General features: G+C 62.0%; 24 protein-coding genes. 7 read left to right on the plus strand and 17 right to left on the minus strand.

What is annotated here, in order from left to right; all coding sequences use genetic code 11:
* Window positions 1-53: 53 nt before the first annotated feature.
* The 5 genes from JOE32_RS15890 to JOE32_RS15910 all read right to left on the minus strand — a co-directional run bounded on the left by JOE32_RS15890 (window position 54) and on the right by JOE32_RS15910 (window position 7,117).
* Window positions 54-1,076, minus strand: coding sequence for a putative 2-aminoethylphosphonate ABC transporter substrate-binding protein (locus JOE32_RS15890; RefSeq protein ID WP_209986015.1), 1,023 nt, complete (start codon window positions 1,074-1,076; stop codon window positions 54-56).
* A 19-nt stretch (window positions 1,077-1,095) separates the two neighbouring features.
* Entirely contained in the window at window positions 1,096-2,802 is a 1,707-nt protein-coding gene (locus JOE32_RS15895) for a putative 2-aminoethylphosphonate ABC transporter permease subunit (protein ID WP_209986018.1), read from the minus strand.
* 1 nt (window position 2,803) lies between these two features.
* Window positions 2,804-3,868 (minus strand): putative 2-aminoethylphosphonate ABC transporter ATP-binding protein, encoded by a 1,065-nt coding sequence (locus JOE32_RS15900; protein WP_209986022.1) that lies wholly within the window; start codon window positions 3,866-3,868, stop codon window positions 2,804-2,806.
* 143 nt (window positions 3,869-4,011) lie between these two features.
* The gene (locus JOE32_RS15905; protein ID WP_209986024.1) at window positions 4,012-4,875 is read right to left on the minus strand and encodes a LysR family transcriptional regulator; all 864 of its coding nucleotides are present in this window, start codon (window positions 4,873-4,875) and stop codon (window positions 4,012-4,014) included.
* 16 nt (window positions 4,876-4,891) lie between these two features.
* Window positions 4,892-7,117 (minus strand): heavy metal translocating P-type ATPase, encoded by a 2,226-nt coding sequence (locus JOE32_RS15910; protein WP_209986027.1) that lies wholly within the window; start codon window positions 7,115-7,117, stop codon window positions 4,892-4,894.
* Window positions 7,118-7,203: 86 nt separating this feature from the next.
* Here JOE32_RS15910 and cadR point away from each other — a divergent pair, with 86 nt between their 5' ends.
* Window positions 7,204-7,644 carry a Cd(II)/Pb(II)-responsive transcriptional regulator gene (gene cadR, locus JOE32_RS15915; protein ID WP_209986031.1) on the plus strand — a complete coding sequence of 147 codons (441 nt, stop codon included), beginning with the start codon at window positions 7,204-7,206 and terminating at the stop codon, window positions 7,642-7,644.
* Window positions 7,645-7,778: 134 nt separating this feature from the next.
* On the opposite strand, the gene JOE32_RS15920 is transcribed toward cadR, so the two are convergent.
* Together JOE32_RS15920 and lgt are read right to left on the minus strand one after the other, a co-directional pair.
* The gene (locus tag JOE32_RS15920) at window positions 7,779-8,612 is read right to left on the minus strand and encodes a thymidylate synthase (protein WP_122307967.1); all 834 of its coding nucleotides are present in this window, start codon (window positions 8,610-8,612) and stop codon (window positions 7,779-7,781) included.
* Window positions 8,613-8,659: 47 nt separating this feature from the next.
* Window positions 8,660-9,472, minus strand: a complete 813-nt coding sequence (gene lgt, locus JOE32_RS15925; protein ID WP_003234701.1) for a prolipoprotein diacylglyceryl transferase — start codon at window positions 9,470-9,472, stop codon at window positions 8,660-8,662.
* A gap of 219 nt (window positions 9,473-9,691) precedes the next feature.
* Between lgt and JOE32_RS15930 the strand changes: the two genes are divergently transcribed.
* A complete protein-coding gene (locus JOE32_RS15930; protein WP_209986034.1) occupies window positions 9,692-10,438 on the plus strand; it encodes an NRDE family protein in 747 nt (248 codons plus the stop codon).
* Window positions 10,439-10,563: 125 nt separating this feature from the next.
* Here JOE32_RS15930 and ptsP read toward each other — a convergent pair whose 3' ends face one another.
* Window positions 10,564-12,843: a phosphoenolpyruvate--protein phosphotransferase gene (gene ptsP / locus JOE32_RS15935; protein WP_209986037.1), complete on the minus strand. Its 2,280-nt coding sequence runs from the start codon at window positions 12,841-12,843 to the stop codon at window positions 10,564-10,566.
* Between the two features lie 22 nt (window positions 12,844-12,865).
* The gene (locus JOE32_RS15940; protein ID WP_003234706.1) at window positions 12,866-13,345 is read right to left on the minus strand and encodes an RNA pyrophosphohydrolase; all 480 of its coding nucleotides are present in this window, start codon (window positions 13,343-13,345) and stop codon (window positions 12,866-12,868) included.
* Window positions 13,346-13,488: 143 nt separating this feature from the next.
* Between JOE32_RS15940 and JOE32_RS15945 the strand changes: the two genes are divergently transcribed.
* Window positions 13,489-14,145 (plus strand): HAD family hydrolase, encoded by a 657-nt coding sequence (locus JOE32_RS15945; RefSeq protein ID WP_209986040.1) that lies wholly within the window; start codon window positions 13,489-13,491, stop codon window positions 14,143-14,145.
* Between the two features lie 200 nt (window positions 14,146-14,345).
* On the opposite strand, the gene JOE32_RS15950 is transcribed toward JOE32_RS15945, so the two are convergent.
* Both JOE32_RS15950 and ilvA read right to left on the minus strand, forming a co-directional pair.
* Window positions 14,346-14,759 (minus strand): DUF2269 family protein, encoded by a 414-nt coding sequence (locus JOE32_RS15950; RefSeq protein WP_209986043.1) that lies wholly within the window; start codon window positions 14,757-14,759, stop codon window positions 14,346-14,348.
* Window positions 14,760-14,799: 40 nt separating this feature from the next.
* Entirely contained in the window at window positions 14,800-16,314 is a 1,515-nt protein-coding gene (gene ilvA, locus JOE32_RS15955; RefSeq protein WP_209986046.1) for a threonine ammonia-lyase, biosynthetic, read from the minus strand.
* A 137-nt stretch (window positions 16,315-16,451) separates the two neighbouring features.
* Between ilvA and rpiA the strand changes: the two genes are divergently transcribed.
* On the plus strand, window positions 16,452-17,123 hold the full coding sequence (gene rpiA / locus JOE32_RS15960) for a ribose-5-phosphate isomerase RpiA (protein WP_209986049.1): 672 nt from the start codon (window positions 16,452-16,454) through the stop codon (window positions 17,121-17,123).
* 57 nt (window positions 17,124-17,180) lie between these two features.
* On the opposite strand, the gene JOE32_RS15965 is transcribed toward rpiA, so the two are convergent.
* The 4 genes from JOE32_RS15965 to JOE32_RS15980 form a co-directional block, all read right to left on the minus strand.
* A complete protein-coding gene (locus JOE32_RS15965) occupies window positions 17,181-18,095 on the minus strand; it encodes an SdiA-regulated domain-containing protein (protein WP_209986052.1) in 915 nt (304 codons plus the stop codon).
* A gap of 122 nt (window positions 18,096-18,217) precedes the next feature.
* Complete coding sequence (locus JOE32_RS15970) at window positions 18,218-19,144, minus strand: SdiA-regulated domain-containing protein (protein ID WP_209986055.1); 927 nt, start codon at window positions 19,142-19,144, stop codon at window positions 18,218-18,220.
* A 358-nt stretch (window positions 19,145-19,502) separates the two neighbouring features.
* Window positions 19,503-20,168, minus strand: coding sequence for a fumarylacetoacetate hydrolase family protein (locus JOE32_RS15975; protein ID WP_057006468.1), 666 nt, complete (start codon window positions 20,166-20,168; stop codon window positions 19,503-19,505).
* 22 nt (window positions 20,169-20,190) lie between these two features.
* Window positions 20,191-21,585, minus strand: coding sequence for an FAD-binding oxidoreductase (locus tag JOE32_RS15980; protein WP_209986057.1), 1,395 nt, complete (start codon window positions 21,583-21,585; stop codon window positions 20,191-20,193).
* 366 nt (window positions 21,586-21,951) lie between these two features.
* Between JOE32_RS15980 and serA the strand changes: the two genes are divergently transcribed.
* A complete protein-coding gene (gene serA, locus JOE32_RS15985) occupies window positions 21,952-23,181 on the plus strand; it encodes a phosphoglycerate dehydrogenase (protein WP_209986063.1) in 1,230 nt (409 codons plus the stop codon).
* A 66-nt stretch (window positions 23,182-23,247) separates the two neighbouring features.
* Here the strand turns inward: serA and JOE32_RS15990 are convergent, their stop codons facing one another.
* Entirely contained in the window at window positions 23,248-23,688 is a 441-nt protein-coding gene (locus JOE32_RS15990; protein WP_209986065.1) for a DUF4399 domain-containing protein, read from the minus strand.
* A 130-nt stretch (window positions 23,689-23,818) separates the two neighbouring features.
* Here JOE32_RS15990 and JOE32_RS15995 point away from each other — a divergent pair, with 130 nt between their 5' ends.
* On the plus strand, window positions 23,819-24,292 hold the full coding sequence (locus tag JOE32_RS15995; protein WP_209986068.1) for a transporter substrate-binding domain-containing protein: 474 nt from the start codon (window positions 23,819-23,821) through the stop codon (window positions 24,290-24,292).
* Between the two features lie 266 nt (window positions 24,293-24,558).
* On the opposite strand, the gene JOE32_RS16000 is transcribed toward JOE32_RS15995, so the two are convergent.
* The gene (locus tag JOE32_RS16000; protein ID WP_209986070.1) at window positions 24,559-25,191 is read right to left on the minus strand and encodes a 2OG-Fe(II) oxygenase; all 633 of its coding nucleotides are present in this window, start codon (window positions 25,189-25,191) and stop codon (window positions 24,559-24,561) included.
* Window positions 25,192-25,322: 131 nt separating this feature from the next.
* Between JOE32_RS16000 and JOE32_RS16005 the strand changes: the two genes are divergently transcribed.
* Entirely contained in the window at window positions 25,323-26,075 is a 753-nt protein-coding gene (locus JOE32_RS16005; protein ID WP_209986074.1) for a DUF2059 domain-containing protein, read from the plus strand.
* Window positions 26,076-26,084 lie beyond the last annotated feature (9 nt).

A 26,084-nucleotide genomic window follows, 5' to 3' on the forward strand; every position in this document is an offset into this window, starting at 1 on the left:
CAAATGTGGGAGGGGGCTTGCTCCCGATGAGGCCATCAGCCTTAAAGAAAACCTTACTGGCCCGCCACCTTCTCCGACTTGCCGTCATAGCGCTTGCGCCACTCGGTGAGGATGCTGTCGCGGTTCTTCGACGCCCACGCAAAGTCATTCTTGATCAGGCGCTGCTCGTAGTCCGCCGGCAATTCGGTCTGCGGTTTGGCGATGCCCGGTTGGGCGAGCACGGCAAAGTTGTCCTTGTACAGGTCCATCGCCGCCGGGCTGGCGGAGAAGTCGGCGAGCTTTTTGGCCGCGTCGGCGTGGGCGGTGCCCTTCATCACAGCGGTGGCTTCAATGTCCCAGCCCAGGCCTTCCTTGGGCAGGATGATGTCCAGCGGCGCGCCCTGGCGTTTCAACTGCACGGCCGGGTATTCAAACGAGATACCAATCGGGAATTCCCCGGAAGCGGCCAGCTTGCACGGCTTGGAGCCGGAGTGAACGTATTGGCCGATGTTCTGGTGCAGGTCGTCCATGTACTGCCAGCCCTGCTTCTCGCCGAAAGTTTGCAGCCAGGCGCTGACGTCGAGGAAGCCTGTGCCGGACGACGCCGGGTTGGGCATCACGATCTTGCCCTTGTACTCGGGCTTGGTCAGGTCCTGCCAGCTCACCGGTTTGGTCAGGCCCTGTTTCTCGGCTTCAACGGTGTTGAAGCAAATGGTCGCCGCCCACACGTCCATGCCGACCCAGGCCGGAGGGTTGGAGGCGTCGCGGTAGTTTTTGCCGATCTTGTCCAGATCCTTCGGCGCGTAGTTTTCAAGCATGCCCTGCTGATCGAGGATCGCCAGGCTCGATGCCGCCAGTCCCCACACCACGTCAGCCTGCGGGCGGGCTTTTTCGGCCAGCAGCTTGGCGGTGATGATGCCGGTGGAGTCGCGCACCCATTTGATCTCGACGTCAGGGTTGGCTTTTTCGAAGGCTTGTTTGTAGGTCTTCAACTGCTCGGCTTCGAGGGCCGTGTACACGGTCAGTTCGGTCTTGGCGAAGGCATTCAGGCTGAATGCGGTGAGGACGGCAGCGACCAGCGTCAGGGGCTTGAACATGGAACACCTCCTTCAAGGATTATTGGCCGGGCGCGCTTTGGCGCCAGGCTTGGGAGCGGCGCAACGCGCCACGTGAGGCCCACGCCAGCAACAGCGAGACGCTGCCTGAGGTGAACAGAATCAGGGTCGACATCGCCGCCGCGCCGCCCACATTGCCGGCGTCGTCCATGTTCAACACGGCGACGGCGGCGAGGATGGTGTCGGGGCTGTAGAGGAAGATGGCGGCGGACACGGTGGTCATCGCCGACACAAACAGGTAGCGCACGATGTCCAGCAGCGCCGGCAGGCAGATCGGCACGGTTACGCGCAAATAATGGCGGTACAGCGGCGCCTTGAGGGACAGCGCAGCGGCTTCGAACTCGGCGTCCAACTGGCGCAGCGCAGTGGTGGCGGTCATCTGCGCGGTGGTCAGATAATGCGCAATGGTGCACACCACCAGCAGGGTCATGGTCCCGTAGAACACATGCAGCGGGTTGCCGTTGAGATTGAAAAAGAACACGTAGCCCAGGCCCAAAACCAGACCCGGCACCGCCATCGGCACAAAGCTGAGCAGGCGCAGGGCCAGGTTCAGGCCCTTCTGACCCCTGGTTTTTTCCATCAGGTAAGCGCCGGTGAAGATCAGCACGCTGCCGATCAATGCGCTGCACAGCGCCAGGATCAGGCTGTTGCGATAGGCCAGCCAGCCGCCGCCGGCGGTGTCTTCGAACTGGTAGTGACTGAGCGACAGCGACAGGTTGTACGGCCAGAATTTCACCAGCGAGGAGTACACCGCCATGCCGAAGACCAGCAACAGCGCGGCGCAGATCAGCACCACGATGGCCAGGTAGCAGGCGTCCCGTGCCCGCGATGGCGCCGGCCGGAAGACTTGGGCGCGGCCGCTCATGGCGTCGCCATGGCGACGGCGCAACCAGGTATCCACGCCAAAGCTGAACAGCGCCGGCAGCAGCAACACCATGCCGATCAACGCGCCGCGCCCAAACTGTTGCTGGCCGACCACCGCTTTGTAGGCTTCCAGCGCCAGCACCTGATAATCACCGCCCACCACCACCGGCACGCCGAAGTCGGTGATGGTCAGGGTAAACACCAGGCAGAACGCCGCGAACACTGCCTGGCGCGTGGCTGGCCAGGTGATGCTGCGAAACGCCCGGGCGGGGCTGGCGCCCATGCTGGATGCGGCATCGAACAGCCGCGCATCCGCCAGCGAGAGCGCCGAGAGCAGAATCATCAGGGCGTGTGGGAAGGTATAGATTACCTCCCCCAGCACGATCCCCCAGAAGCCGTAGATATTGTCCGCGAGCAAGCCGCGCAGCAGGCCCTGGTTGCCGAACAGGTAGACCAGCGCAATCCCCGGCAGCATCGACGGGGCCATCAGCGGCAGCAACGACAGGCCGCGCCAGATCGGCTTGGCGGGGATCAACGTGCGTTGCAGGGCGTAGGCAAACAGGTAGGCCAGCGGTACGACAATCGCCGCCACGCTGAGGGAGACTTTCAGGCTATTGCCCAGCAACCAGTGGAAGTTGTCGCTGGTGACCAGTTCCCGCGCCGCTACCAGCCCGCCGCCCTGCCCGGCCTCGCTGCTGAAGCCGCGCCAGAAGATCGCCAGCAATGGCAGCAGGACCGCAACGCCCAGCAGCAGCAACCACACCAGCTTGCCGCCGAGCACGAACAGGCGGTCGCCCATTTCAGCGCGGGACACCTGGCGCGGTAACGTCATGACCGCCGCCATCTCAGGCGAACACCTGCAGGCTGCGCGGTGGCAGGGCCACCCAAATGTGCTGGGCGCCCAGGCGCGGCATGGCTTCCGGGGCCAGTTCGGCCAGCAGCGGGTGGCCGGGCAAGTGCTCCAGCTCGAAGCTCATGCGGCAGCGGTTGCCGAGGAACGTGATCTCGCGCACCTTGGCCGGAAACAGGTTTTCTTCGTGCACAGGCGGGTTGACGCTGATGGCTTCCGGGCGGCAGAACAGCCGCCCGGAGGTGGCCACGCCCGCGTCGTCGGCCAGGCGCATGTTCAACCCGCCGACCTGAGCGTGGCTGGCACTGTTGCGGCTGAACGGCAGCCAGTTGCCCTGGCCGACAAACTCGGCCACGAACGGCGTGGCCGGACGGTCGTAGATCGCCTGGGGTGTCGCGTATTGCTCGACCTTGCCGTTGTTCATCACGGCAATGCGGTCGGCCATCAACATGGCTTCGTCCTGGTTATGGGTGACCATCAGCGTGGTGACGCCCAGCCGCCGTTGCAGTTGGCGCAGCTCGGTGCACAGGTGCTCGCGCACCCGGGCGTCGAGCGCCGACATGGGTTCGTCCAGCAACAGCAACGACGGCGCCGGGGCCAGGGCGCGGGCCAGGGCCACGCGTTGCTGCTGGCCGCCGGAGAGTTGCCCGGGGTATTTCTTTTCACTGCCGACCAGGTCCACCAGTTCGAGCATCTGGCCGACGCGCTGGCGCACGTCATCGCGGCCGCTGCCGGTGAGGCCGTAGCCGATGTTCGCTTCGACGGTGAGGTTGGGAAACAGCGCGTAGGACTGGAACAGAATGCCGTAGTCCCGTGCCTGGGGCGGCAACAGCGATACGTCGCGCTCGCCCAGGTAAAGCTCACCGCTGTCCTGGCGCTCAAGGCCGGCGATGCAGCGCAGCAAGGTGGTCTTACCGCAACCGGACGGGCCCAGCAGGCACACCAGCTCGCCGGCGGCGACGTCCAGGGACACGTTGTCCAGCGCGGTGAAGGCACCGAAGCGTTTCTGGATACCGCGCACGCGCATCGGCGCACCGGGGTTGTTCAGGGCTGTGTTCATGGGGGCACCTCATCAAACGGATGAAGGCCATGCTAGGGGGGCAATGCGTCGCGGGTGTGGCAGGAAGGCAAAACCCGGTGATAGTGGTATTGGTGGGTTTGGGTAGGGCTTAAGGAATGAGTTGTCTGGGCCACCACAAAACCTCAGAGCGGCGACATTTCCTGCGCCAACCCCAGAAACGCCGCCGGCAAGCGCGCGCCCTTCCTCTCCTTGAGGCAGTACAGATACTCCGGAATCTGCGGCGCATTCTCGATGGTCAGCACGCGCAATTGCGGGTCATGGGGCACTTCCTGTCGCGCAATGATGCTGATACCGATATTGCGCAGCACCGCCTCGCGGATCGATTCGCGGCTGCCGATTTCCAGCAGCGGGCCGTAACTCACGCCAGCGCCCTGCAACATTTCTTCGGTCAGTCGGCGCGTGGTGGAGCCTGCTTCGCGCATCAACAAGGTGTGCCCGGCCAGCGCCGTCAGCGGCACATGATCGAGCGCAGCCAGCGGATGATTGCGATGCACCGCCAGCACCAGCGGGTCGCTGCCCAATACGCGACGAATCAGCCGTGGGTCTTCCAGCAGCTGCGAAGACGCGGCGACGTCGACGCGGTAGTCATCCAGCGCTTCAAGCACCTGCTGCGAGTTGCCGATTTCCACCGACACGTCCACCAGCGGCAGGCGCTCGCGGAAGGCTTTGACCAGGTCAAGAATGTAGTACGGCGCCGTGGCGGCAATTCTCAGCGCGCCCTGCACCTGGCCGTTGTTGCGCAGGAAAAACTCGATATCCGCTTCCTGCTGCAACAGCGCCTTGACCATCGGCAGCATCCGCGCGCCGTCGTCGCTGACCGTCAGGCGGCGCCCGCCACGGTAGAACAGCTCAATGCCGTACTGGCTTTCCAGATGACGGATCTGGGTGGTGACGGTGGGCTGGCTCAGGCCGAGCTTTTTTGCCGCCTGGGTGATGCTGCCCAGGCGGGCGACCATGAAAAACGCTTTCAGCTCGGCACTCAGCACACCCGCCCCTCATCGTTTATTTGCGCAACAGGCGCAGGCCATTGAACACCACCAGCAGGCTCACGCCCATGTCGGCGAACACCGCCATCCACATGGTGGCCATGCCAAGGAAGGTGACGGCCAGGAAGATCGCCTTGATCACCAGCGCCAGGGCGATGTTCTGCTTGAGGATACGCGAGGTTTGTCGCGACAAACGAATGAATGCCGGGATCTTGCGCAAGTCATCGTCCATCAGCGCGACGTCGGCGGTTTCGATGGCGGTGTCGGTGCCGGCTGCCGCCATGGCAAAGCCGATTTCGGCGCGGGCCAGGGCCGGGGCGTCGTTGATGCCGTCGCCGACCATGCCGACGCGGTGGCCCTGCTGGTAGAGGGTTTCGATGGCTTGCAGCTTGTCGGTGGGCAACAGGTCGCCCTGGGCCTGGTCGATCCCGACCTGGGCGGCAATCGCCTGCGCTGTGTAGGTGTTGTCGCCGGTGAGCATCAGGGTCTTGATGCCCAGCTCGTGCAATTGCCGGATGGCTTCGCGGCTGCTGTCTTTCACCGTATCGGCCACGGCGAACAGCGCAAGCGGGCCGGACGCGTCGAGCAGCAGCACCACGGACTTGCCTTGTTTCTCCAGGGCGAACAGCTTTTCTTCCAGTTCGGGCGAGCACAGGCCCAGGTCTTCCACCAGGCGATGGTTGCCCAGGTGGTAGGTCTGGCCATTGATATCGCCGCGCACCCCGCGACCGGCCAGAGCTTCGAAGTTATCCACAACGTGCACCGGCAGTTTCTTATCCACAGCCGCATTAGCGATTGCCAGCGACACCGGGTGATCGGAACGCCCGGCCAGGCTGGCGGCAAGCGCGGGGGCGCTGTCTTCGACGGTGGGGAACAGCGCCAGGTAATCGGTTTGCGCCGGCTTGCCGTGGGTAATGGTGCCGGTCTTGTCCAGGGCCAGGTAGTCGAGTTTGTAACCGCCCTCCAGGTACACGCCGCCCTTGATCAGGATACCCTTGCGCGCCGCCGCCGCCAGGCCACTGACGATGGTCACCGGGGTGGAAATCACCAGCGCGCAGGGGCAGGCCACCACCAGCAGCACCAGGGCACGGTAGATCCAGTCGACCCAGACGCCGGCCATGAACAACGGCGGGATGATCGCCACGCCCAGGGCAAACAGGAACACCACGGGGGTGTAGATCTTCGAAAAGCTGTCGACAAAGCGTTGGGTCGGCGCGCGGGCGCCCTGGGCCTGTTCCACGGCGTGGATGATCCGCGCCAGCGTGGAGTTGTTGGCCGCGGCCGTCACCTTGTATTCCAGAGAGCCGGCCTGATTGATGGTGCCGGCGAAGACCTTGTCGCCCACGGTCTTTTCAATGGGCAGGCTTTCACCGGTGATCGGTGCCTGGTCGATAGTAGACTGGCCGGCGGTGACTTCACCGTCCAGGCCAATGCGCTCGCCGGGTTTAACCCGCACGATGGCGCCGAGATCGATACCTTTGACTTCCTTTTCGACCCAGCTGCCGTCCGCCTGCTGCACCGTCGCCTGCTCCGGAGTCATCTGCATCAAGCCGCTGATGGCATTGCGCGCACGGTCCAGAGACTTGGCTTCGATCAACTCGGCCACGGTGAACAGGAACATCACCATCGCCGCTTCCGGCCACTGACCGATCAACACGGCGCCGGTCACCGCGATGCTCATCAGCGCGTTGATGTTGAGGTTGAGGTTCTTCAGGGCGATCCAGCCCTTTTTGTAGGTGGTGAGGCCGCCGCTGAGGATCGAAACCAATGCCACCAGCGCAATCAGCCAGGTCGGCGCCACGCCGGAAAAATGCAGCACCTCGGCGCCCAGCGCACCGACGCCGGACAACGCCAGCGGCCACCAGTGTTTTTTCGCCGGCGGCTCGGCGGCCGGCGTGCCCTCTTCAATCGGATCGGCCTGCATCCCCAGGGACTTGATCGCCTCGACGATCGGCGCGGTGCTCGGCAGGTCATGGGTGACGCCGAGGATACGGTTGATCAGGTTGAATTCCAGCTGCTGCACGCCGGCCAGCTTGCCCAGTTTGTTCTGGATCAGCGTCTGCTCGGTGGGGCAGTCCATCGCTTCGATACGAAAGGTGCTCAGGCGCGAGCCCGCCGTGGGTGCCTCGCTCAGTTGCACCCGCGACGGCGCCGGCTCACTGGAACAGCAGGCGCCGCCATGGTTGTGCACGGGCGTGAGTTTTTTGGGTGCATGATCGTGGGTGTGCAGAGAATCGCTCATTCTGTCGCGTCCTTATAAGGTGCCTGTTGCCAAGTAAAGACCCTGTAGCCACTATAGGGTCAAGCACCTATTTGGAGATTGCTGCAATGAAGATCGGCGAATTGGCCAAACACACCGACTGCGCGGTGGAAACTATCCGCTACTACGAGAAGGAAGGCCTGCTGCCGCCCCCGGCGCGCACCGATGCCAACTACCGCGTATACACCCAGGCGCACACCGAGCGGCTGATCTTCATCCGCAACTGCCGCAGCCTGGACATGACCCTCGAAGAAATCCGCAGCCTGCTTGGCCTGCGCGACAGCCCCCAGGATCAGTGCGAAAACGTGAATGCGTTGATTGATGAGCACATCCACCATGTGAAAGCACGGATCGACGGGCTGCTGGCGTTGCAGGAACAGCTGCTCGACCTGCGCCAGCGCTGTGGCGGCGGCCCGGAATGCGGGATTCTGCAGCGGCTGGAGGTAAGCGGGAGTGTGCAGGCCAGCGAAGCGGAGCCTTCACACGTGGGCCGCAGCCACGGGCACTGATACCGCCAGGGTTAACACCAGATCCAAATGTGGGAGTGGCTTGCTCCCGATTGCAGAGCGTCAGTCAACAGATGCTTGAATGACACACCGCTATCGGGAGCAAGCCCCCTCCCACACTTGACCGAGAACGACGCTTAGATCGCGACGTCAGCCTTGATGCTCGGATCGGCGTCGTAGCCCACGATCTCGAAATCTTCAAACCTGTAATCGTAGATCGACGCAGGCTTGCGCTTGATCACCAGCTCCGGCAGCTTCTTCGGCGTGCGCGCCAGCTGGGTGCGGATCTGCTCCATGTGGTTGCTGTAGGCGTGGGTGTCGCCGGTGGTGACGATGATCTCGTGAGGGATCAGGTCGCACTGCTGGGCCAGCATGTGGGTGAGCAACGCCAGCGCGGCGGTGTTGTACGGCAGGCCGAGGAACACGTCGGAGCTGCGGATATACAACTGCATCGACAGGTGGCCGTCATGCACGAATGCCTGGTACAGCAGGTGGCACGGCGGCAGGGCCTGCTTGCCGTTGCGCGCGTTTTCCTGAGGGCTTTGGGTTTCGTCGGGCAGGTACTCGACGTTCCAGCCGTGAAACAGGATGCGGCGGCTGTTGGGGTTGGTCTTGAGCGTGTGCACCATGTAGTCGATCTGGTTGATGGTGCCGCCGTCTTTGGTCGGCCAGGCGGTCCACTGCTCGCCGTACACCGGGCCGAGGTCGCCGTCTTCGGTGGCCCATTCGTCCCAGATTTTTACGCCGTTTTCATTGAGCCACTTGATGTTGGTGTTGCCGCTCAACATCCAGATCAGTTCGTTGGCGATGCTTTTGAAGTGCAACTTCTTGGTGGTCAGCAGCGGGAAGCCGTCGGCCAGATTATGCCGATACTGACGGGCGAACACGGCTTTGGTGCCGGTGCCGGTGCGGTCGCCCTTGGTCAGGCCATTGGTCACGACGTCGTTCAGCAGTTCGAGATATTGCTTCATGTGCTTACCTGTATCGTTGAAGCCGAGGCGCGCCTCGGCACTCGTATTTAAAGCGCGGCGTTCTTGATGCCTTGCGGGCGGTTGTAGGCCCACCACAGCATGCCCAGGCCGGCGATGATCATCGGCAGGCTCAGCACTTGCCCCATGGTCAACCAGCCCCACGCCAGGTAGCCCAACTGGGCGTCCGGCACCCGCACGAACTCGACGATGAAGCGGAAGATCCCGTAGAACAGCGCGAACATCCCCGAAACGGCCATGGTCGGGCGTGGCTTGCGCGAGAAGATATAAAGGATAAGGAACAGTGCCACACCTTCCAACGCGAACTGGTACAACTGCGACGGGTGGCGCGGCAGTTGCGCCGGGTCGCTGAACGGCGGGAACACCATGGCCCACGGTACGTCGGTCGGCTTGCCCCACAATTCGGCGTTGATGAAGTTACCGATACGCCCGGCGCCCAGGCCAATCGGCACCATCGGCGCGACGAAGTCCATCAGTTGGAAAAACGACTTGCCGTTGCGGCGGCCAAACCACCAGGCGGCGATCATCACGCCGATAAAGCCGCCGTGGAACGCCATGCCGCCCTTCCACACCTCGAAGATCAGCGTCGGGTTGGCGACGTACGCCGGCAGATCGTAGAACAACACGTACCCCAGTCGCCCGCCGACGATCACGCCCATCGACAACCAGAAGATCAGGTCGGAGAGCTTTTCCTTGGTCCAGGTCGGGTCGAAGCGGTTCAGGCGCCGGGACGCCAGGAACCAGGCACCGCCGATGCCGACGAGGTACATCAACCCGTACCAGTGGATTTTCAGCGGACCAATGGCCAGGGCCACCGGGTCGATCTGCGGGTAAGGCAGCATTGCGACTCCTCGTTAAATACAGTTAGTCATGACGCACCGGACCATGCCGATGCGCGATTAAGCCTGCGTTACAGCGGCCAGATCAAATCAGGAAGTTCACATACACACCCAACAGCCCGGCATGTTAACGGATGGAAGGTGCGCGGCCCAACTGCGTTGTCATGGAACGCCTGCGGTTGTGTGGGTAGAGTGGCCAAAAACACAACAGGGAATCACCCGATGTGCCTGATTGTCTTCGCCTGGCGGCCGGGCCATGCCCAGCCGCTGATCGTCGCGGCCAACCGCGATGAATTCTACGCACGCCCCACTCTGCCGCTGGCCCAATGGCCGGACGCGCCTGATGTTTACGCCGGCCGTGACCAGGAAGCCGGCGGCACCTGGCTGGGAATCAGTGCCGACGGGCGCTTTGCAGCCCTGACCAATATCCGCGAGCCGCACCAGCCGCCGGCACGCACCTCACGCGGTGAGCTGGTGGCACGGTTTCTCAGTGGTTCGCAGCCCATTGACCAATATTTGGCCGAAGTTAATCGCCGTTCGATTGAATATGCCGGGTTTAACCTGCTGCTGGGTACGCGGGACGAGATGTGGCACTACAACGCCAACGAGAGCCAGCCGACCCGCTTGAAGCCTGGGGTTTATGGTTTGTCCAATGCCGGCCTGGACACACCCTGGCCGAAGTTGCTCAAGGCCAGAGCGGCGCTGCGCGAGTTGCTGGAAGACCCACAGCCGCAAGCCTTGCTGGCGATCATGAGCGACCCGCAGACCGCACCGTTTGCGCAGTTGCCGGATACCGGCGTGGGGTTGGCCACCGAGAGTCTGTTATCCAGCGTGTTTATCGCCAGCGCCAGTTACGGAACGCGGGTGAGTACAGCGCTGATTGTGAATGCCGACGGTACGCGGCGCATGGTGGAGCGCAGTTTCGGCCCGCAGGGTGGGCGGTTGGGTGAAATCGAACTCAACCTCTAATCCCAAAACAGATTCAATGTGGGAGGAGGCTTGCTCCCGGTAGCGGTCTATCAGTCAAGTAGTGGTTGACTGACACTCAGCTATCGGGAGCGAGCCCCCTCTCACATTTGGATCGTCTGCAGCATTCAGAGCGTCTTGGCAGAACCCGGGTTGATCATCCGCGTCAGCCCCAGGTTTTTCAGCGCCAGTTGCAGCGAGCTGTGGATAACTTGCGGATTGTCGATGGTCATCAACTCGGCCAGCAGCTCTTTGGCCATGCCCAGTTCCACCTGACGCAGCATCCACTTCACCTTCGGCAAGTTGGTGGCGTTCATCGACAGGCTGTCAAAACCCATCGCCATCAACAGCACCGCCGCTGCCGGGTCGCCGGCCATTTCGCCGCAGATGCTCACCGGCTTGCCCTCGGCATGGGCGTCGCGCACCACATGTTGCAGGGCTTGCAGCACCGCCGGGTGCAGGTAGTCGTAGAGGTCGGCCACGCGCGGGTTGTTGCGGTCCACGGCCAGCAGGTATTGGGTAAGGTCGTTGGAGCCGACCGACAGGAAGTCCACCTGCCGCGCCAGCTCCTTGGCCTGGTACACCGCCGCCGGGATTTCGATCATCACGCCAATCGGCGGCATCGGCACGTCCGAGCCTTCGTCGCGCACTTCGCCCCAGGCACGGTGGATGAGGTGCAGCGCCTCTTCCAGCTCGTGGGTGCCGGAGATCATCGGCAGCAGGATGCGCAGGTTGTTCAGGCCTTCGCTGGCCTTGAGCATGGCGCGCGTCTGCACCAGGAAAATTTCCGGGTGGTCGAGGGTCACGCGGATGCCGCGCCAACCGAGGAAGGGGTTGTCTTCCTTGATCGGGAAATACGACAGGGATTTATCGCCGCCGATATCGAGGCTGCGCATGGTCACCGGCAACGGGTGAAACGCTTGCAGTTGCTCGCGGTAGATCGCCAGCTGTTCCTTCTCGCTCGGGAATCGCTGGTTGATCATGAACGGCACTTCGGTACGGTACAGCCCAACGCCTTCGGCACCGCGCTGTTGCGCGCGGGCAACGTCGGCCAGCAGGCCGGTGTTCACCAGCAGCGGCACGCGGTGGCCGTCGAGGGTCACGCACGGCAGTTCGCGCAGCGAATCGAGGCCCAGCGCCAGTTGTTTCTCTTCTTCCACCACTTCGGCGTACTGCTTGCGCAACAGCTCGCTGGGGTTGGTGAAGACTTCACCGCGATGGCCATCGACGATCATGTCGATGCCGTCGACCTTGGAATACGGCAGTTCCACCAGGCCCATCACCGTCGGGATACCCATGGCCCGGGCCAGGATCGCGACGTGGGAGTTACCCGAACCCAGTACCGACACCAGGCCCACCAACTTGCCCTCCGGCACTTCGCCGAGCATGGTGGCGGTCAGTTCTTCACTGATCAGGATGGTGTTGTCGGGGTAGACCAGATTGGTGGTGCGGTCTTCCTGCAGGTAGGCCAGCAGACGGCGACCGAGGTCGCGCACATCCGAAGCGCGTTCGCGCAGGTAGGCGTCGTCCATCAATTCGAAACGGTTGACGTGATCGGTGACCACCTGGCGCAGTGCGCCCTGGGCCCACTGGCCGGTCTTGATCACGGTCTTGACTTCGTTACCCAGGGACGCGTCGTCGAGCATCATCTGGTACACGTCGAACAGCGCACGCTCTTCGGGGCGCAGTTGGGTGGCCAGCTTGGTCGACAGGTTGCGCATGTCGGCGCGCACGCCTTCCAGGGCGGTCTTGAACAGTTTGATTTCGGCGTCAATGTCCTTGACGGTCTTGTCCGGCACCACATCGAGGTCGGCCGGCGGCAACATGACCACGGCCGTACCGACCGCTGCGCCCGGCGAACCCGGCACGCCAATGAACTTGGCCTCCTGGATACCCTTGCCCTCACGGCCCAGGCCGCGAATCGAGCCCGTCGCCTCAGCGTGGGCGATAACCCCGGCGAGCTGCGCGCTCATGGTCACGAGGAAGGCTTCTTCCCCTTCATCGAACTGACGACGTTCCTTTTGCTGGATAACCAACACGCCGACGACGCGGCGGTGGTGAATGATCGGTGCGCCGAGGAAGGACGCGTAGCGCTCTTCGCCGGTTTCGGCAAAGTAGCGGTAACGGGGGTGATCGGCTGCGTGCTCAAGGTTGAGGGGTTCTTCACGCGTCCCCACCAGGCCCACCAGCCCCTCGTTGGGCGCCATGCTGACCTTGCCGATGGAGCGCTTGTTCAGGCCCTCGGTGGCCATCAGCACAAACCGGTTGGTCTCGGGGTCCAGCAGGTAGACCGAGCAGACCTGGCTGCCCATGGCTTCCTTGACGCGCAACACAATAATCCCCAACGCCGCCTTGAGATCCTTGGCGGAGTTAACTTCCTGGACGATCTTGCGCAGCGTATTGAGCATGGCTCGGGGTCGAACTCCGTCGTCAGTCGCGCGATAAAAGGCGCGGGGCAAGCTCTTTGAGCGCGCGACGATACACTTCGCGCTTGAATGTCACCACCTGGCCCAACGGGTACCAATAGCTGACCCAGCGCCAGCCATCGAACTCCGGTTTACCGGTCAAATCCATCCGCACCCGTTGCTCGTTGGAGATCAGGCGCAAAAGAAACCATTTCTGCTTCTGGCCGATGCACAGCGGTTGGCTGTGGGTACGCACCAGGCGTTGCGGCAAACGATAGCGCAACCAGCCACGGGTGCAGGCCAGAATTTGCACATCTTCGCGTTCAAGGCCCACTTCTTCGTTCAACTCGCGGTACAAGGCGTCTTCAGGGGATTCGTCGGGGTTGATTCCGCCTTGAGGAAACTGCCAGGCATCCTGGTTGATTCGGCGAGCCCATAGCACCTGTCCGGCATCATTCGTAAGAATAATCCCGACATTAGGACGGAAACCATCGGGGTCGATCACGGCAACAACCTCGCAAACGCATGTCGCCGCATTGTTCCACAAAGGTTGATCAAGCGGCAACGAGGCTTCTTAGCTTATGTGCACTCTTGTGAAAAGTCCGTATTCTGGACGCCTTTTTACAGACTTTTCAGCGAGTAACTGCAATGCGCCTGGCTTTATTCGACTTGGACAACACGCTTCTCGGCGGTGACAGCGACCACGCCTGGGGCGATTACCTCTGCGAGCGCGGGATTCTCGACGCGGTGGCCTACAAGGCGCGTAACGATGAGTTCTATCAAGACTACCTGGCCGGCCGGCTCGACAATGCCGCCTACCTCAACTTCAGCCTGGAAATCCTCGGCCGTACCGAGCGGGCCCAGTTGGATGAATGGCATCGCGACTTCATGCGCGACTGCATCACGCCACTGATGCTGCCGCTGGCGGAACAGCTGCTGGCCAGGCACCGCGCCGCTGGCGACAAGCTGGTGATCATCACCGCGACCAACCGCTTCGTCACCGCGCCGATTGCCGAACTGCTGGGGGTCGAGACGCTGATCGCTACTGAATGCGAAGAGGTTGATGGGCGTTACACCGGGCGCAGCACCGACGTACCGTGCTTTCGCGAAGGCAAGGTGACGCGCTTGAACCGTTGGCTGGAAGAGACGGGCTACAGCCTGGAAGACAGCTATTTCTACAGTGATTCGATGAATGATTTGCCGCTGCTGGAGCAGGTGACACACCCGGTGGCGGTGGACCCGGACCCGAATCTGCGGGCTGAGGCCGAGAAGCGTGGCTGGCCGGTAATTACCCTGCGCGGCTAATATTGCTCCTGTGGCGAGCGGGCTTGCCCCGCGTTGGGGTGCGAAGCGCCCCCAATCAAGCAAAACGCGGTGTACCTGATACGGCTCAGCGTCTGGATTTGGGGCTGCTGCGCAGCCCAACGCAGGACAAGCCTGCTCGCCACAAGGAGTCTGCGCTTAACTGAACGGCATTAGGGCAAGCCCGCTCGCCACAAAAAATCTCAAACCGGCTTGGCCCCCATCAACCCGGCAATCACCACAAACCCCACCAGGCTGACCACCGCCAGCACCCGCGTGAAGTTCAGGCTGCCACCCTCGCCCCTGCGCAAGCGATTGAGCCGCGCCACCAGCCAGAACCAGGCCAGCGCGGCCACGGTATACACAATACTCGAGCCCAGAATCCAGGTTTGCCCCAGCGGCCAGCCCGTCAGGTGTGCCAGCCACCAGCCGGTGAACGGCATGCTCACCACGCACACACCCATCAATAACCATACAAACACCCACGGGCGTTGCAGGGTCACCGCCGGGCCTGCGCTGCGTTTGCGCCAGGCCAGCAGCGCCAGGCCAATACCGCTGAGCAACAGCAATACCGTGGCAGCAATGTGGATAACTTTCAGGGTGATCAGGGTTTCCATCGCTCGTATTCCTTAAAAGGTTGCGCCTGCAGCGTAGTCGCTAACCGAGGAAGAGTGTGTAGGCCGGGTTCTCGCTTTCATCCCAGTACGGGTAGCCAATCGCCTCAAGGGCCGCCGGCACCAGGTGACGCTCGTCCGCCGGCACTTGCAGGCCGGCGACCACACGGCCGTCTGCCGCACCGTGGTTACGGTAGTGAAACATCGAGATGTTCCAGCGCCCGCCCAGTTTATTAAGGAAGTTGAACAAGGCCCCCGGCCGCTCCGGGAACTCGAAACGGAACACCAATTCATTGCTGACGTGCGCCGCATGCCCGCCGACCATATGGCGAATGTGCAATTTGGCCAGTTCGTTTTCGGTCAAGTCCACCACCGGGAAACCCTGCTGGGTGAGGCTGGCGATCAGTGCGCTGCGCGGGTCGTTGTCCGGGTGGGTCTGCACGCCGACAAAGATGTGCGCCTCGCTGCCGGAGTGGTAGCGGTAGTTGAACTCGGTGATCTGGCGCTTGCCCACAGCCTCGCAGAACGCCTTGAAGCTGCCCGGCCGTTCGGGGATGGTCACGGCGATGATGGCTTCGCGGCCCTCGCCCAGTTCGGCGCGCTCGGCCACATGGCGCAGGCGGTCGAAGTTGACGTTGGCGCCGGAGTCGATGGCAACGAACGTCTGCCCGCTGACGCCGCGGGTCTCCACGTATTTCTTGATGCCGGCCACGCCCAGCGCGCCGGCCGGCTCGGTGATGGAGCGGGTGTCGTCGTAGATGTCCTTGATCGCCGCGCAGATTTCATCGGTGCTGACGGTGATCACTTCATCCACATAATCCTTGCAGATCTCGAAGGTGTAATGGCCGATCTGCGCCACCGCCACGCCATCGGCAAACAGGCCCACGGTCGGCAGCACCACGCGTTCGCCGGCGGCCATGGCCTCTTGCAGGCAGTTGGAATCGTCCGGCTCGACGCCGATGACCTTGATCTCCGGGCGCAGGTATTTCACGTACGCCGCGATGCCGGCGATCAGCCCGCCGCCGCCCACCGGCACGAAAATCGCGTCCAAAGGCCCAGGGTGCTGGCGCAGGATTTCCATCGCCACGGTGCCCTGCCCGGCAATGGTGTGCGGATCATCGTAGGGGTGGATGTAGACGTAGCCTTGTTCGTCGACCAGCTTGAGCGAGTAGGCCAGCGCCTCCGGGAAGGAGTCGCCGTGCAGCACCACGATGCCGCCCCGGGAGCGCACGCCTTCGACCTTGATCTCGGGCGTAGTCTTGGGCATCACGATAGTGGCTTTGACCCCCAGCACCTTGGCCGCCAGGGCCAGGCCCTGGGCGTGGTTGCCCGCCGACGCGGTGACCACGCCGCGCGCGCGCTCCTCGCTGCCGAGCTGGGTGAGCTTGTTGTAGGCGCCGCGAATCTTGAACGAGAACACCGGCTGCAAGTCTTCGCGTTTGAGCCAGACCTTGTTGTCCAGGCGTTCGCAAAGCTGCGGGGCGATCTGCAACGGGGTTTCTACGGCAACGTCGTAAACGCGCGAGGTGAGGATCTTTTTGACGTAGTCTTCAAGCATCGGCGGCAATCACTGGGCGAGTGGGACAGGACCGATGAGTCTAACCCGGCCTTTGGCCGTACGACCACACGAATCCCGAGGTTTTGTTGGGTTATACTCGCCGCCCTCGATAACTCCCCGCCCGTTCCGGAGCCCGCATGACCCAGGATCAACTCAAACAGGCAGTGGCCCAGGCCGCCGTCGATTTAATCCTTCCCAGACTCGACGACAAAAGCGTCGTCGGTGTCGGCACCGGCTCCACCGCCAACTGCTTTATCGATGCGCTAGCCCTGCACAAGGGCGCGTTCGACGGCGCCGTGGCCAGCTCCGAAGCCACCGCCGCGCGCCTCAAGGGCCATGGCATTCCTGTGTACGAGCTCAACACCGTTAGCGACCTGGAGTTCTACATCGACGGCGCCGATGAGAGCGACGAGCACCTGAACCTGATCAAGGGCGGCGGGGCAGCCCTGACCCGCGAGAAAATCGTCGCAGCCGTGGCCAAAACCTTTATCTGCATCGCCGATGCCAGCAAGCTGGTGCCGGTGCTCGGCGCCTTCCCGCTGCCGGTGGAAGTGATCCCCATGGCCCGCAGCCACGTGGCCCGCGAGCTGGTGAAGCTGGGCGGCGACCCGGTGTACCGCGAAGGCGTGCTGACCGACAACGGCAACATCATCATTGACGTGTTCAATATGCAGATCACTGATCCGGTGGCGCTGGAAACGCAGATCAATGCCATTGTCGGCGTGGTCACCAACGGCCTGTTCGCTGCTCGCCCGGCGGATGTGTTGTTGCTGGGCACTCCTGAAGGCGTGAAAACCCTCAAAGCCTGACACAGTCGCTAAATGTGGGAGAGGGCTTGCCCCCTCCCACATTGGATCTTCAGCGGTTCAAGCGTCCGGTTTCTTGAATACATAAAACAGGTTCGGTTCGCTCACCAGGTACAGGCTGCCCTGGTCGTCCATGGCGATCCCTTCGGCCTGGGGCACGCGTTTCTTCAATCCATGGCGTCCATTGAGCAACGACAAGGTGCTCAATGGGCGACCGTCGATATCCAGCTCCAACACCAGAAACGACTCATCCGACAGCGCCAGCAAATGGCCGCTGCGCTCGTCGTACTGCAGGCTCGACAGGTCGCGCACGAACAGCCCGGCATCGCGCTTGGGGTTATTGATCACGTGCACCGAGTAGGTTTTTTCCGCTTTGAAATGGGGAAACCCGTGGACCTCGTAGATCAGCATCGGGTCGCGCTCCTTGGCGACGAACAGGCGCTTGCCCACCGAGTCGTAGGCCAGGCCTTCAAAGCCCTTGTTGCTGCCCATGTGCACGCCCAGGGTCATTTGCTCGGCGTCGGCCGCGTCGAGAAATTGCGTGTCATCGTCCACGTGCACCTTGATCAGCCGTTGCTGGCGCTCATCGCTGATCACGTAGATGTTGTCGCTGATGAACTCCACCGCCTCGGCATCGCCAAACCCTACCAGCGCAATACGCCGCAGGATCCTGCCGTCCAGGGACAGCTCGATCAGTTCGGCGTTTTTGTTGGTCACGGTAAACAGGCTTTTGCGCACCGGGTCGTAGGTGAGCGCCGAGACATCGTCGTCCAGGCCCTCGATTTTCTGCGCTTCGAGGGTGACCTGGTAGTCGTTCAGGCCGATGGAGCGCTGGTCGGCCGGTTGGCGCCACACTTGCCAGTTGAACCAGGCCCGTTCGAACAGGCGAAACTGCTGGGCGACGACCACGCCGGCCACCAGGGCGATCAACAACAGGATGAGAAAAGCAGGTTTGGGACGGGCAAGTCGACGCATCGGGGCGGGCTCGGAGAAAAAAACTGGCGAATAGATATCAAGTTCGCCTGAATTTAAACTTAAACGCGCCCGGCTGTCTGGCGAATGCCGTTTACAGGGATCAAACCGACGCAATCCGCCGGTTATTGATGCTTTTCGAAACGGTAGAACAGGTTGGGCTCACTGACCATGTAGAGGTTGCCCTCGTCATCCATGGTCACCCCTTCGGCACGGGGAATGGTGTTCTTCAGGCCGTTGAAACCACCGAGCAGGGTCATGAAGCTGACTTGCTTACCATGCTCGTCCAGCTCCAGCAGCAGGTGCGAGTCGGCTGACAGCACCAGCAGGTGGCCGGTACGCGGGTCGACCGCCAGGGCCGAGAGGTTGCGTACATCCAGTTCGTTGCTGCTCAGCTTCTGCTTGGCGCCGACCAGGGTCTGGCTGCCATCGCTTTTCCAGGTGAACAGCGCAGGCGGGCGCTCTTCGCCGAGCACCAGTTGCTGGTTGCGCGGGTCCCAGGCGACGGCTTCAAAGGCCTTGTTCTGGTCCTTGGACGGGCCCAGGTCATAACTGGGGAAATCGGCTTTGTTCAGCGCAGTGGTACCCGCATCGATCCTGACGATGGTAAGGCTGTGCTGACGCTCGTCGACCACGGCAATCAGGCCGTTTTCCATCACCGTCACGGCTTCCGGGTTGTTCCAGCCATTGAGCGGCATCTTGCGCAGAACGTCGCCTTGCAGGCTCAGCTCGACCAGAAACGGGTTCTTGCCCATCACCGAAAACAGCGTTTTGCTGTGCGGATTGTAGGAGACGTCCGACGCCTCATCCCCTTCCATCCCGGGCAGCAATTTGGCATCGATCACCGCGTGATAGTCCGGCAGCCAGATGCTTTGCTGGCGTTCTGCCGGGGATTCGAAGCGTTCCAGCACCCACAGCACGCCCCGGTCGTCCCAATGCATGGCCCAGGCCACGCCATACAGAACCGCAGCGGCCAGGAATACCCAGGAATACCAGCGCATGAAACGGCGGGGGCGAAGCGTGGATTTGGAGGTAGGCAGAGGCACGGCCATGGGTCGCTTTTCCGGAAAGTCAGCGGTAGGGAATAGCACAGGATGCGAAGGGCTGCGCGTTAGAAGCGAGGATTATCCAGACGGCGTGTGAAAAAAATGCAAAGACGGTAGTGCTGTGGCGAGCGGGCTTGCCCCGCGTTGGGCTGCGCAGCAGCCCCAAAACTATGCGCTGCGCAGTGTCAGGTGTACCGCGCTTTTGTTGATTGGGGGCGCTTCGCACCCCAACGCGGGGCAAGCCCGCTCGCCACAGCAAGCCCGCTTGTCACAACGGGCGCGCTTGCTATAGAGGCTCCGGTTTGCTGCACGACAGCGCTAAGGCGAAGATTTGCGGAGCCTCCCACAGGTTTTGACCAAGCTTTTAGCGAACGACGCTTTCGAAGCGGGTGCCGCCCGCCAGTTCCAGCACCAGTTCATCGCCCACATTCAGCGGGCCCACGCCGGCGGGAGTGCCGGTGAGGATGACGTCGCCAGCCTGCAGCGAGAAGCAGCCGGCCATGTGCTGGATCATCGGGATGATCGGGTTGAGCATCAGCGCGCTGTTGCCGTCTTGGCGCACTTCGCCATTGATGGTCAGGCGGATGCCGATGTCGGTGACGTCCGGGTACGTGCTGCTCACCACGAAGGGGGCAATCACCGCCGCGCCGTCGAACGACTTGGCGATTTCCCAGGGCAAACCCTGGGATTTGAGTTCGGCCTGCTTGTCGCGAAGCGTCAGGTCCAGGGCCGGGGCGAAGCCGGAGATGGCGTCCAGCACTTCTTCACGGTTGGGGTTGTTGGACAGGGGCTTGCCGATCAGCACCGCGATTTCCGCCTCGTAGTGCACCGAGCCGCGCTCGGTGGGGATGGCGAAACCGCCCTCCAGCCCGACCACGCAACTGCCCGGTTTGATGAACAGCAGCGGTTCGGTGGGCACCGGGTTGTTCAGTTCCTTGGCATGTTCGGCGTAGTTACGCCCGATGCACACCACTTTGCCCAACGGGAAGTGGATATTGGTGCCGTCGATATACTTGTGCTGGTAGCTCATGGAACGACTCCTTCAGGTGCGTTTAAACAGCGAAGATCTTGCCGGGGTTCATGATCCCGTTCGGGTCGAATACCGCTTTCACGGCCTTCATGTATTCGATTTCAACCGGTGAGCGGCTGTAGGCCAGGTAATCGCGCTTGGTCATGCCCACGCCGTGTTCGGCGGAGATCGAGCCGTTGTACTTCTGCACGGTTTCGAACACCCACTTGTTCACGGTGGCGCACTTGGCGAAGAACTCATCCTTGCTCAGGTTTTCCGGCTTGAGGATGTTCAGGTGCAGATTGCCGTCGCCGATGTGGCCGAACCAGACGATTTCGAAGTCGGGGTAGTGCTCGCCAACGATCGCATCGATTTCCTTGAGGAAGGCCGGGACCTTGGAGACCGTCACCGAGATGTCGTTCTTGTACGGCGTCCAGTGGGAAATGGTCTCGGAGATGTACTCGCGCAGTTTCCACAGGTTATGCAGTTGGGTGTCGCTCTGGCTCATCACGCCGTCCAGCACCCAGCCCTGCTCCACGCAGTGCTCGAAGGTTTCCAAAGCATGGTTGGCGACGTCTTCGGTGGTGGCTTCGAATTCCAGCAACGCGTAGAACGGGCAATCGGTCTCGAATGGGGCGGGCACGTCGCCACGGCCCATGACCTTGGCCAGGGCCTTGTCGGAAAAGAACTCGAAGGCGGTCAGGTCCAGCTTGCCCTGGAAGGCGTGCAGCACCGGCATGATCGAGTCGAAGTCGGTGGTGCCCAGGACCATGGCCGTGAGGTTTTTGGGCGCTCGGTCCAGGCGCATGGTGGCCTCGACCACAAACCCCAGGGTACCTTCGGCGCCGATGAACAGCTGGCGCATGTCATAGCCGGTGGCGTTCTTGATCAGGTCGCGGTTCAGTTCCAGCACATCGCCCTTGCCGGTGACGACCTTCATGCCGGCCACCCAGTTGCGGGTCATGCCGTAGCGAATCACCTTGATTCCGCCGGCATTGGTGCCGATGTTGCCGCCAATCTGGCTGGAACCGGACGAGGCGAAGTCCACCGGGTAATACAGGCCGTTTTCCTCGGCGACGTTCTGCAATTGCTTGGTGACCACGCCCGGCTGGCAGACGGCGGTGCGGTCGGTGAGGTTCACGTCGAGAATCTGGTTCATGTAGTCGAACGACACCACCACCTCGCCATTGGCCGCCACCGCCGCCGCCGACAGCCCGGTACGCCCGCCGGACGGCACCAGCGCGACCTTGCGCTCATTGGCCCAACGAACGATGGCCTGCACCTGTTCGATGGTCTTGGGAAAGACGATGGCGGTGGGCGCCGGGGCGAAATGCTTGGTCCAGTCCTTGCCGTAGGTTTCCAGGGAGTCGGCATCGGTCAGCACCTTGCCGGGCTCAACCAGGGTCTTCAGCTCATCAATCAGGGCAACCTGGGTCATCGACAGAACTCTCGAACAATTCATGGTCATCCTGAGAACGCTTCACGTCGCAGGAATAGGTGTTTAGCGGGGTGCGTATGCTAGCATACCGCCCCCGCAGGACAGACCCAAAGGGCGTTTCTGCGGTGACGGCTTTCCTGCCGTCCGGGTCAGCTCTGTGCCCTGATTTACCAATACGTTTCTGTTTGGCGAGTGGCTGTTGTCGTCAGGCAAGGCGCCGCGACGACTCATAGCTGGCTATGGGGAGGAGCGGCAACGCAGCATGACGGCAACAGACGCCGTCAAACGGGAACAGTATTGGTGAATCAGGGCATATCCGGCTATTCGATTCCCTGCCATTTTTCTCCGGGATACAGGTTTACGCAGATGAGCAAGACTTCTCTCGATAAGAGCAAGATCAAGTTCCTTCTTCTGGAAGGCGTCCACCCATCGGCCGTCGACGTCCTGAAGGCCGCCGGGTACACCAGCATTGAGTACATCACCAGTTCTCTGCCGGAAGCCCAACTGAAGGAAAAGATCGCCGACGCGCACTTTATCGGCATTCGCTCCCGCACTCAGCTGACCGAAGAGATCTTCGATCACGCCAAGAAACTCGTGGCGGTCGGCTGTTTCTGCATCGGCACCAACCAGGTGGATCTGAACGCTGCGCGCGAGCGCGGCATCGCGGTGTTCAACGCACCGTACTCCAACACCCGTTCCGTTGCGGAGCTGGTGCTGGCCGAGGCCATCCTGCTGTTGCGCGGTATCCCCGAGAAGAACGCTTCCTGCCACCGTGGCGGCTGGATCAAGAGCGCGGCCAACTCCTTCGAGATCCGTGGCAAGAAGCTGGGCATCATCGGCTACGGCTCGATTGGTACGCAGCTGTCGGTGCTGGCCGAAGGCCTGGGCATGCAGGTGTTCTTCTACGACACCCTGACCAAGCTGCCATTGGGCAACGCCACTCAGGTGTCGAGCCTGAACGAGCTGCTGGGCATGTCCGATATCGTCACCCTGCACGTACCGGAAACGTCCGAGACCCAGTGGATGATGGGCGAGAAGGAAATCCGCGCAATCAAGAAAGGCGGGATCCTGATCAACGCCGCGCGCGGCACTGTGGTCAAGCTGGACGCCCTGGCCGACGCGATCAAGGACAAGCACCTGATCGGCGCCGCCATCGACGTGTTCCCGGTGGAGCCGCGCTCCAACGACGACATCTTCGAAAGCCCGCTGCGTGGCCTGGACAACGTGATCCTGACCCCGCACATCGGCGGTTCCACCGCCGAAGCCCAGGCCAACATCGGTCTGGAAGTGGCCGAGAAGCTGGTCAAGTACAGCGACAACGGTACCTCGGTGTCGTCGGTGAACTTCCCGGAAGTGGCCCTGCCGGCTCACCCTGGCAAGCACCGCCTGCTGCACATCCACCAGAACATTCCAGGTGTGATGATGGAGATCAACAAGGTGTTTGCAGAAAACGGCATCAACATCTCCGGTCAGTTCCTGCAGACCAACGAGAAGGTCGGCTACGTGGTGATCGACGTCGATGCCGAGTACTCGGACCTGGCGCAGGAGAAGCTGCAGCACATCTCCGGCACTATCCGCAGTCGCGTATTGTTCTGACGTTTCACGCCGCACAAAAAATGGGAGACCCGCAGGGGTCTCCCATTTTTTTTAGCCGAACAACGCTTACTTGACGTTAACGGTGATGACCTTGGACACCACGGTCGGGTTGAACTGCATGTGCAGCTTGTCGCCCGCCACCAGTTGCAAGGTGTGCTTGCCCGGGGTGAGGGTCAGTTCGGTTTCGGTCTGGGCCTTGCCGTAATGGATCACGGTGTCGGTGGCCGGGATCGGCAGCTTGGCGTCCGGCAATTCCTTCTGATCGATCAGCAGGTGATGGTGACCGGTGCCGGCGGCCTGCTCGGTGGCCGGAGCCAGCGTCAAGCCTTCCATGCCGAACTTGACGGTGAAGGTCTTGTCGACGGTGGCGCCGTCCTTGGGCGAGACGATAAACACCTTGGCACCCTCGGGTGGCGCGCTGCGCGGGATGCCGTCAGCGGCGCCAGCCAACATCGATGCACCCAGCAGCAGGCTGGCCAGGGCGGTACGAGACATAAGGGCTTTCATTCGCTTCTCCAGTTTTGTATGAAATCTGTAGGTTCAGGACAACTTCGCGACATATTGCTGTCCAAGGCACTCGACACCCTGACAAAGCGATGCTGATCGGCGCCTCGCACATTCGAATCTAGGAGTGACCATGCGCTTCTCGCCTGGCCTGTTACTGTTGCTACCCCTCTTGAGTCCCTTGGCTCACGCCGAGTTGATCGACGATATCAACGATCGCGGTGAACTGCGCATCGTCCTGCAAGCCAATACGCCGCCTTACAACTTCAAGGACGGCGACAAGCTCACCGGTTTTGAAGTGGAGCTGGGCGAACAACTGGCCAAGGAGATGGACCTGCGCCCCTCGTTCATCACCACCGATGACGCCGACATACTGTCGGGCGTGGAAACCGGCAAGTACGACGTGGCCATCAACCATATCGCTATGACTGCCGAGCTTGAGGATCGTTTCGATTTCAGCGAGGCGTACAGCGAGAAACCCGAGCTGGCGATTCCGTTTCAGAAGGGCAACCCGGCGTTCAAGGTGAGCCTGGACAACGCGTTGCATCGGGTGAAGGCCGATGGCCGGTTGAAGGCGATGTGGCAGAAATGGTTAAAGCCTGAGTAACACACGGTGAATGTGCAAGGCGCTGGAGCCTCTGTGGCGAGCGGGCTTGTTGTGGCGAGCGGGCTTGCCCCGCGTTGGGGTGCGCAGCGCCGCCAATCAAGGAAAACGCGGTGTGCCTGACACGGCACTGCGCATGATTTTGGGGCTGCTGCGCAGCCCAACGCGGGGCAAGCCCGCTCGCCACAAAGATGTGGTTACCTGAAATTTCAAGTTTTGAATCAGCACATTATTTTTTGATAAGCGCTGGGTCCCGGCCGAGTCAATGCTTAGAAAGGCTCATTGCCCCGCCGGCGAAACCAGCCCGTAAGCGACAGCCGTTCGCGCGTGGCGGGCAACACTTCGTGGGGCACTTCGCCCGACAGGAACACCACCAGGCTGCCGCCGGTGGGCACCACATCGTGTTCGGTGCCGCCCTTGAGGTACATGCGCAACTGGCCGCCGTGCTCGGGCAGCCAGGCGTCATTCAGGTAGATAACGGCCGATACCATGCGCCGATCATCGTCGCGAAAACGGTCTACATGCCTGAGATAAAATGCGCCGGGCGGGTACATCGCAAAATGGCTTTCGAAATCTTCCAGGCCCAGGAACAGGCCACGGTTCATGGCCAGGCGCAGGCTGTCCATCACGGCCATGTAAGTGTCGCAGACGGCGGCGTCGCCCTCCTCCAGCCACTGGATATGGTCACCGCGAATCCCCTCACGAATCTCCTGCGTCGGGCCGCGCCCCACGGCCGCAGGCGCCAGCTCACCTTCGGCCGCACGTTTACGGCACTCAGCCGCCAACTCCAGGGTCAGAACCTCGGGCAGGAAGGCGTGCTGCTGCGACCAGCCTTTTTCGGCCAGGTCGTCGACAATGCGTTGCAGCAAGGGGTGATCGAGGGGTATTTGCATGGCGCGCATAGTATCCATACGCCTGGGAATTCGACAGCGCCGTCGAGCGACTGAACACACTTTAGTCAGGTGACTGATAGGACTTCTCGACAAATCCTACGCCCGACACGGACAATAGTGGCCGACTGACAGGAGTCCTTATGCGTCGTTTGTTTTTTTCCTTGCTGATGTTCTGCGTGTTGCCCGCCTGGGCAGACAGCCATGACCAGTTGTACAAGGTTGCCGGCTGGGCCGAACAACGTGCGCATTTCAATGACGCCCTCAGCGCCGCCCAGCAGCGCTACCGCAACAGCCTGCCGCCGGCGGTGTACCAGGCGCTGGTGGACAACAGCAACAAACGCTTCGCAGCCCAGGCCATGGACCAGCGGGCCGAGGCGCAATTGCGCAAGCACCTGGCCGACCCGCAACCGGCGCTGAGTTTTTTCCAGTCGCCGCTGGGCCGCAAGATCGTCGCCGCCGAGTTGCTCGCCACGCGCCGTGACCAACTGGCGAAAAACGCCCAGGGCCTGCCGAAAATCCAGGCCGACGCCACCCGCAGCCTGATCATCGGCCACCTGGCCCAGGCGTTGCCCGCCCGTGAAGCCGGTGCGGAAGTCAGCCTGGCGATTGCCGGCGTGGCGGCCGACAGCCTCAGCCAAATGATCCCCGGCTTGCTCGGCGGCGGGCAGGCCCAGGGCATGTTGAACGGACAACGCGAACGGCTGATGCAGCAGATCGATAAGGACCTGAACAACACCTTGCTGTACGTCTATCGGGATTTGTCCGACCCGGAGCTGGAAGAATTCGCGACCTTTGCAGAGTCACCGCAGGGCAAGGCGTATTACCAGGCGGCGCTGGCGGCGATCCGGGCAGGATTGGCGGTGGGCCAAAGCACTTCAAGCCTGACACCGTAAAAAATGTGG

Origin of the sequence: Pseudomonas sp. PvP025, assembly GCF_017832155.1 — a bacterium.
Lineage (GTDB): Bacteria > Pseudomonadota > Gammaproteobacteria > Pseudomonadales > Pseudomonadaceae > Aquipseudomonas.

Coding starts and splice junctions, on each gene's coding strand:
- JOE32_RS15890 (WP_209986015.1), bottom strand. CDS start 1,076: ATGTTCAAGCCCCTGACGCTGGTCGCTGCCGTCCTCACCGCATTCAGC.
- JOE32_RS15895 (WP_209986018.1), bottom strand. CDS start 2,802: ATGGCGGCGGTCATGACGTTACCGCGCCAGGTGTCCCGCGCTGAAATG.
- JOE32_RS15900 (WP_209986022.1), bottom strand. CDS start 3,868: ATGAACACAGCCCTGAACAACCCCGGTGCGCCGATGCGCGTGCGCGGT.
- JOE32_RS15910 (WP_209986027.1), bottom strand. CDS start 7,117: ATGAGCGATTCTCTGCACACCCACGATCATGCACCCAAAAAACTCACG.
- cadR (WP_209986031.1), top strand. CDS start 7,204: ATGAAGATCGGCGAATTGGCCAAACACACCGACTGCGCGGTGGAAACT.
- JOE32_RS15920 (WP_122307967.1), bottom strand. CDS start 8,612: ATGAAGCAATATCTCGAACTGCTGAACGACGTCGTGACCAATGGCCTG.
- lgt (WP_003234701.1), bottom strand. CDS start 9,472: ATGCTGCCTTACCCGCAGATCGACCCGGTGGCCCTGGCCATTGGTCCG.
- JOE32_RS15930 (WP_209986034.1), top strand. CDS start 9,692: ATGTGCCTGATTGTCTTCGCCTGGCGGCCGGGCCATGCCCAGCCGCTG.
- ptsP (WP_209986037.1), bottom strand. CDS start 12,843: ATGCTCAATACGCTGCGCAAGATCGTCCAGGAAGTTAACTCCGCCAAG.
- JOE32_RS15945 (WP_209986040.1), top strand. CDS start 13,489: ATGCGCCTGGCTTTATTCGACTTGGACAACACGCTTCTCGGCGGTGAC.
- JOE32_RS15950 (WP_209986043.1), bottom strand. CDS start 14,759: ATGGAAACCCTGATCACCCTGAAAGTTATCCACATTGCTGCCACGGTA.
- ilvA (WP_209986046.1), bottom strand. CDS start 16,314: ATGCTTGAAGACTACGTCAAAAAGATCCTCACCTCGCGCGTTTACGAC.
- rpiA (WP_209986049.1), top strand. CDS start 16,452: ATGACCCAGGATCAACTCAAACAGGCAGTGGCCCAGGCCGCCGTCGAT.
- JOE32_RS15965 (WP_209986052.1), bottom strand. CDS start 18,095: ATGCGTCGACTTGCCCGTCCCAAACCTGCTTTTCTCATCCTGTTGTTG.
- JOE32_RS15970 (WP_209986055.1), bottom strand. CDS start 19,144: ATGGCCGTGCCTCTGCCTACCTCCAAATCCACGCTTCGCCCCCGCCGT.
- JOE32_RS15975 (WP_057006468.1), bottom strand. CDS start 20,168: ATGAGCTACCAGCACAAGTATATCGACGGCACCAATATCCACTTCCCG.
- JOE32_RS15980 (WP_209986057.1), bottom strand. CDS start 21,585: ATGACCCAGGTTGCCCTGATTGATGAGCTGAAGACCCTGGTTGAGCCC.
- serA (WP_209986063.1), top strand. CDS start 21,952: ATGAGCAAGACTTCTCTCGATAAGAGCAAGATCAAGTTCCTTCTTCTG.
- JOE32_RS15990 (WP_209986065.1), bottom strand. CDS start 23,688: ATGAAAGCCCTTATGTCTCGTACCGCCCTGGCCAGCCTGCTGCTGGGT.
- JOE32_RS15995 (WP_209986068.1), top strand. CDS start 23,819: ATGCGCTTCTCGCCTGGCCTGTTACTGTTGCTACCCCTCTTGAGTCCC.
- JOE32_RS16000 (WP_209986070.1), bottom strand. CDS start 25,191: ATGCGCGCCATGCAAATACCCCTCGATCACCCCTTGCTGCAACGCATT.
- JOE32_RS16005 (WP_209986074.1), top strand. CDS start 25,323: ATGCGTCGTTTGTTTTTTTCCTTGCTGATGTTCTGCGTGTTGCCCGCC.